The following is a 6,568-nucleotide window of genomic DNA, read 5'->3' as shown; positions in this document are numbered from 1 at the left end:
ACACTTAATTGAGAACTTCTTTGCCAAGATTAAGCAATACCGTGCGATTGCTACTCGCTATGACAAGTTAGCCTGTCATTTCTTGAGTGCTATTCATCTGGTTTCTTCTGTTATTTGGCTTAATTGATGACACGCCCTAGTTAAGTTAACTTTTACAAGAATGTGACTAATTTTTCTAACATAAGTTAATATTTCTTTCCTAACGTTACCACAATATGTTGCCTAGAACACAAAGCAATTAGACTAGCATATGAGAAATTAATACTTATTTGACTCATGTTGCAATACTAAAATTTAGTCTTTAATAATAGTTCAGAACGATGCCAAAATCCGCCAGTATGGTCGCGCATTTATGGAGCTGTGCCAGAAACAACTATACCAAACCGTTACTCCTAGCTTACCCCACCTTTACCGAACTTATGCTTAAATGATAAAATAGAGTCTAGAACGTCATTCAGCGTTTGATTTATTTTTTATTATGCATGTATTGCTGGACGCCTAGACATCTCGTTATTACTGATTGCTGATTGTTACTGGGTGTCGATCACTGCATGTCCATTTGCTCTTATGTAAACAGGTGGTACCGCTCATGGAAAAATTCGTAGCGATCATTATGGCAGTTTTTGCCGCCCCCTTGCTTATCGGTGGCGCTTATCTGCTCTCTCTAGGCGGTAGTCCTTACTATCTTTTTGCCGGCGTTATCATACTGACGACGGCATTTTTATTGTTCAAAAAATATTGGAGTGCTTACGCACTCTACGCCATCTTTATAGTAGCGACCATTGTTTGGGCACTTTGGGAATCTGGATTTTATTGGTGGGCGCTAGCGCCTCGTGTTGGCTTCCCGCTCATATTTGGTCTGTTGATGCTCTTGCCATGGGTATCAAATAAGATGCGTGGTCACAAGACTCAAGTATCGACGAGCTCTGCTAGTAGGACATCAACCATAGACACTGTTAAGAAAAACCCTCTTTATTATTGGGGATTGCTCGCTAGCGTGGGTGTGGGTGCATTGCTCTCTTTTGGAAGCTTAGCAAACAATGCCACTGACAAGTTAGGCGAGCTCAATTTAACAGCCATCGATGATGGCGATCAAGATACCACTTCATCTGATACGTCTGCAAATCTTGGTGACCCACTATCAAATGGCCAACAAACACCAGACGGCGAGTGGAGCGCGTATGGTCGTACTAACTATGGGCAACGCTATTCTCCCCTAACTCAAATCAACACTGATAATGTCAAAAATTTAGAGCTTGCTTGGCAAATCCAAACAGGTGATGTCAAAGGTCCTAATGATGTCGGTGAGACTACTTATCAGGCAACGCCATTAAAAATCGGCAATGCTCTGTATATGTGCACCCCTCATAACTGGGTGCTGGCATTGGATGCAGACTCTGGTAAGACACTATGGAAGTTTGATCCCAAAGTAGAAAAGAACCTACAACGCCAACACCAAACATGTCGAGGCGTGTCTTATTATGCTGGTCAAGCTGGCACGGATAGTACTCCTCTAGTTGCTAATGATGAGGCAAACAGTGATAGCGCCATCAATGATACAACGGCTAATAATACAGCCATAACCAACAAACCTGCTGCGCACAGCAATATGATGGTTCAAAAAGTTACTGGTAATACTTTTGAAAGCGCATCTAAACAATGCGATGCCAAGATATTTATTCCAACCTCTGATGCTAAGTTATATGCACTTGATCCAAATACTGGGCAACGCTGTCAAGATTTTGGTGACGATGGTGCATTAGATTTGATGCATAATATGCCATTTAATCAGGCAGGATATTATTATTCGACATCGCCACCAGTAGTTGCAGGGGATGTGATTATTGTAGCTGGCGCAGTCAATGACAACTATGATGTCAACTCACCCTCTGGTGTGATACGTGCTTATGATGTCAATACGGGTGAACTCATGTGGAATTGGGATGCAGGCGATCCTGAAAACACAGCGCCCTTTGATATCAATGACCCAGCCCAGACTTACAAAACCAGCTCACCAAACTCATGGGCAATCGCCAGTGCCGATGAAGAGCTTGGATTGGCGTATTTTCCTATGGGCAATCGTACGCCCGATCAGTTAGGTAGCTATCGAAGCGCTGCTGAAGAAAAGTATGCAACGTCTGTTGTCGCGCTAGATATTAAGACAGGTGAAGCGCGCTGGGTCCAGCAGTTTGTCCATCATGACCTTTGGGATATGGATACCCCTGCTCAGCCAACGTTACTTGACTTAGATACAGCTGATGGTGTCCAACCTGCTTTGGTTGTACCAACTAAACAAGGTGACGTATACGTCTTGAACCGCGCAACAGGCGAGCCTATTGTGCCGGTTAAAGAGCGTCCTGCACCGCAAGGATATCTTGTAGCAGGAGAGCATGCAGCACCTACTCAGCCTTACTCTGGCTTGAGCTTTGAGCCTGAACCATTGACTGAAAAAGATATGTGGGGCGCCAGCCTTATTGATCAAATGATGTGCCGTATTGAGTTCAATCAGCTCAACTATGATGGTCGCTATACACCGCCATCAACCAATGGTAGCTTGGTCTACCCTGGTAACTTCGGCACCTTTAACTGGGGAGGCATCGCTGTCGATCCTGAAAATGGCGTGATGTTCGGTATGCCGACATATTTGGCATTTACCTCAAAACTCATTCCTAGAGACACATTGGGTGATGCGGAAACCAATAAAGGAGAGCAAGGAGTCAATGCTAATGAAGGCGCAGATTATGCCGTAGAGCTTGGGCCTTTCTTATCACCGCTCGGTGTACCTTGTCAGCAGCCACCATGGGGCACGATAGCAGGTGCTGATCTGGCCACAGGTGAGATTGCTTATCAGCGCAAGAACGGTACCGTACAAGACTTATCCCCTATCCCTATAAAATTTGAGCTAGGTGTCCCTGGTATCGGTGGGCCTATCATCACTAAAGGCGGACTAGCATTCTTGTCAGCGGCGACCGAAAACAACTTCCGAGCTTATGATCTGAAGAATGGCGATGTGCTATGGAATGTTCGTATTCCAGCTGGCGGTCAAGCCACACCGATGACTTATTTGAACTCTAAAGGTGAGCAAATGGTGATATTAGTTGCTGGTGGACATGGTTCAGTTGGTACGACCATTGGTGATTATATCGTGGCGTATAAGCTTGGTGACCAATCTAAATAGTCATTCAACCAAATAACGTCATGTTGATAAAGTATTAATGATTTGATTCATTGCCGCTTTATCACTAGCCAATCAAAAAAGCAGGTAACTTAGGTTGCCTGCTTTTTTTAGTGCTGCAATATTGCTTGTGCCCTATTCATAATGTATTACAACTTTATAGGCACGCCTTTATATCTATAAACGCACATTGATAATTGTTAAGTGAGCTTAAATACTGAGTTAGTCTACTTTGTTATGATTCATTAACACTGACTAGAGGTACTTGAAACTATCACTGACTATAAGCATATCAGTAGAAAATAATTAATACACTACTGGATAATTTATGAGTAACAAAATCCCTTTATCTTTCCTAGATCTCGCACCTGTCCCTGAAGGCAAAACCATCGCTGAAGGCATTGCCCAAACCGTCGAGACAGCGCAGCAAGCTGAAAAATCTGGCTTAAACCGGTATTGGATGGCAGAGCATCATAATATGCCCGGTATTGCTAGTGCAGCGACGTCAGTGCTACTGTCGCATATTGGTGCTCAGACCAAACGCATACGTATTGGCGCAGGTGGCGTCATGCTGCCCAATCATGCGCCGCTTGTTATCGCAGAGCAGTTTGGTACCTTACAAGCATTATACGGCGACCGCGTAGATTTGGGTTTGGGTCGTGCGCCCGGTACAGACGGTGCAACTTTTAAGGCATTACGTCGCCAGATGCAAGATGCTGATCGCTTTCCACAAGATGTGCAAGAATTAATATACTTTTTGGGGAATGGCACAGATGATAGTCCCGTACAGGCATTTCCGGGTGCAAAATCTAATATTCCTATTTGGATATTAGGTTCTTCCCTTTTCGGTGCGACCTTAGCAGCGCATTTGGGACTACCGTATGTGTTTGCTTCACACTTTGCACCGCAAATGCTTGGACAAGCCATCAATGCATATCGCGAGCAATTTAGACCGTCGGCTTATTTAGACAAGCCTTATGTTATGCTAGCGGCAAATTTATTGCTTGCGGATGATGACGCGACGGCGCAGTATCACTTTACTTCAGCCCAGCAGAGCTTTGTGCGCTTACGCCGAGGTGAAACGGGTCAAATGCCTAAGCCTACTCATGATATGGATAGTATTTGGAGCGCTTCTGAGAAAATGATGGTGGATAGTGCGTTGTCGGTATCGTTTATCGGCTCTGTTGCCACTGTTCAACCAAAGCTTGCAGCGTTCCTTGCTACCTATCAGCCAGATGAGCTAATTGTTACAGCAAACGTCTATGACCAAGCGGCCCGTGTGCGCTCACTTGAGCTTGTCTCTGAGCTTAATTTGTTTGATTTACAACCAACAGAAGCATTTGTATAACTAAAAAAACCTCCCCATTTAACGATGAGGAGGTTTTTTAATCAGGGTTTGATAAATTTTTAATAACTGTCTTTTTATTTAACCCTTGTTTTATAAATGACTATATATTTCTCAAGCAGTGGTTAAATTAGCCCCATGGCACGCAATATTGCGGCGCCAATTGCCATACCAAACATACCCACCACTGTGGTAAATGCCAAAATATTAGCGGCTAAAATATCGTTACCACCCATCGCTTTTGCCATCACATAGCTTGCTGCAGCCGTTGGTGAGGCAACCATCAAAAACAGTACGCCCAGATGTACACCCGTTAAGCCAAAAGCGAAACCAACCGCTATTGCTACTAGCGGTGCTATAACAATGCGCCCAATACTCGCCTGCATCGAGAGTCCAGATGGATGCAGCATTGATTTCAAATTAATGCTGGCACCGGCACAAATCAGTGCAAGTGGCAATGCAACCGCTGCCAATAATCCACCAGTGGTATGAATGACACCTGCAAGTGGTGGCAGTGGCAATGCTTTATAAGTAAATGCTGCCACAAGGGCAATAATAAGTGGATTGGTCAATAGCTTTTTGACAATCATACTACTACGACTGAGCCAAGTATCGTCCATACTTTTCGACACACGGCTAAGCGTAATCACCGCTAAGATATTAAACAATATCGTCACCACACCCATATAGACGGCACCGATACTTAAGCCGCTTGTGCCATAAGCGTTGGCAACTGTCGCAAGTCCAATAATCGCCATATTACTGCGGAAGATGCCTTGTACGAAAACCCCTTGATTAGCAGGGTCACTGATAAAACGTTTGGCATAGAGCTCAGAGCCGATAAACAAGATAAAGGTCACCACAATGCCCGCAACTATCAATACAACTTGCTTGGCATAATCAACATCACTATCGACCACGCTAAAAAATAGTAGACATGGCAGGCAATAATTAAAAACAAAATTGGACGCCTGATCGACAAATACCTGATCCGCCTCACCACGTCTTTTCATAAAAAAACCCAACCACATTAAAAAAAGGTTGGGCAGGACAATAGTAATTGCAAATAAAATAGCTTCGATCATAAATAAGCTCAAGTTAGCAAGACGCTCAAAATAATAAGAACATTATTGCTGTCGGTCGCGTTGGATTATGGAAGTTTCACTATAGTGTATGTTGCATCGCTATTTATGAGTTGGCTTTTTTATCCAGTTGCCGTCGTCGTTTTTTTCGTAGACGTTTTTGACTGCCGCCCACGCGGTAGCAAACCAGAGTGATTCATCATCGTACTCTTTACTGGCGCTATTAAAGGCGGCTCGAAAGATCTCTTGTGCGTGTTTCGGTAGGTTATCTTTTACAGCGTCTGGTAAGTCTGACAATTTATCATAAGGCATGAGTGTTCTCCTTGTCTGTGATTGTCTCTTTGATTTATTATGGTTAATTGACCGTCGTTTTTATCTTTTATGCTTTTTATTACATCATCAATGTTAACGGTTTTATTGTTAAAAACAACATTATACCCCTAATGCTGCTTGTACTTTTTTCTGTTTTTTAACTGTCATTGCCAATAGCTGAATAGCAGCAGGTGTGACACCGCTAACACGCCCAGCTTGTGCCAAAGTTGCCGGACGAATTTGCGTCAATTTTTGGACAATCTCATTGGACAATCCAGACACCACACTATAATCAAAATCCATGGGTAGCACTGTGTTCTCCAAACGCTTCATCTGATCGATATCTTCTTGCTGACGATCAATATAGCCTGCATATTTGACAGAGATTTCAATCTGCTCTCCGACTTGACTATCAACCTCAGAGCCTGTAATCGCTGCAATATCATTAAAATGTATTTGTGGACGCTTGAGCAAATCATAAGCCGTCGATTCTTTAGACAGCACCTCTCCTGTTTGTGCGGTGACTTGTGCACCCAACGCATTGATAGGCGTTGCCCAAATATCTTTGAGGCGCGAAGTTTCTGAGGCTATCGCTTCCATTTTTTCTTCATAAGCCTGCCAGCGCACATCATCTACTAAGCCAAGCTTGCGACC

5 protein-coding genes and 1 pseudogene are annotated in these 6,568 nt (G+C 43.7%); 3 read left to right on the top strand and 3 right to left on the bottom strand.

The genetic code is table 11. From position 1 onward, the window contains the following. From VLN09_RS04935 to VLN09_RS04925, 3 genes are all read left to right on the top strand, one after another. The coding region (locus VLN09_RS04935; RefSeq protein ID WP_325244253.1) for a transposase at positions 1-127 on the top strand (127 nt) is incomplete at its 5' end. Positions 128-589: 462 nt separating this feature from the next. Next, positions 590-3,178 (top strand): membrane-bound PQQ-dependent dehydrogenase, glucose/quinate/shikimate family, encoded by a 2,589-nt coding sequence (locus tag VLN09_RS04930; RefSeq protein WP_325244250.1) that lies wholly within the window; start codon positions 590-592, stop codon positions 3,176-3,178. Positions 3,179-3,503: 325 nt separating this feature from the next. Next, positions 3,504-4,523: an LLM class flavin-dependent oxidoreductase gene (locus VLN09_RS04925; RefSeq protein WP_325244248.1), complete on the top strand. Its 1,020-nt coding sequence runs from the start codon at positions 3,504-3,506 to the stop codon at positions 4,521-4,523. A gap of 122 nt (positions 4,524-4,645) precedes the next feature. Here VLN09_RS04925 and VLN09_RS04920 read toward each other — a convergent pair whose 3' ends face one another. The 3 genes and pseudogenes from VLN09_RS04920 to gidA form a co-directional block, all read right to left on the bottom strand. Continuing rightward, positions 4,646-5,605, bottom strand: coding sequence for an AEC family transporter (locus VLN09_RS04920; RefSeq protein ID WP_325244246.1), 960 nt, complete (start codon positions 5,603-5,605; stop codon positions 4,646-4,648). Between the two features lie 99 nt (positions 5,606-5,704). Further along, positions 5,705-5,914, bottom strand: a complete 210-nt coding sequence (locus VLN09_RS04915; protein ID WP_325244244.1) for a ChaB family protein — start codon at positions 5,912-5,914, stop codon at positions 5,705-5,707. Between the two features lie 120 nt (positions 5,915-6,034). Beyond that, positions 6,035-6,568, bottom strand: a pseudogene (gidA, locus tag VLN09_RS04910) (tRNA uridine-5-carboxymethylaminomethyl(34) synthesis enzyme MnmG); the annotation flags it as partial.

Source organism: Psychrobacter sp. (assembly GCF_035469765.1).
Lineage (GTDB): Bacteria > Pseudomonadota > Gammaproteobacteria > Pseudomonadales > Moraxellaceae > Psychrobacter.
The sequence above is the reverse complement of the archived record's forward strand: the minus strand, read 5'-3'. Positions and strand labels throughout refer to the sequence as shown.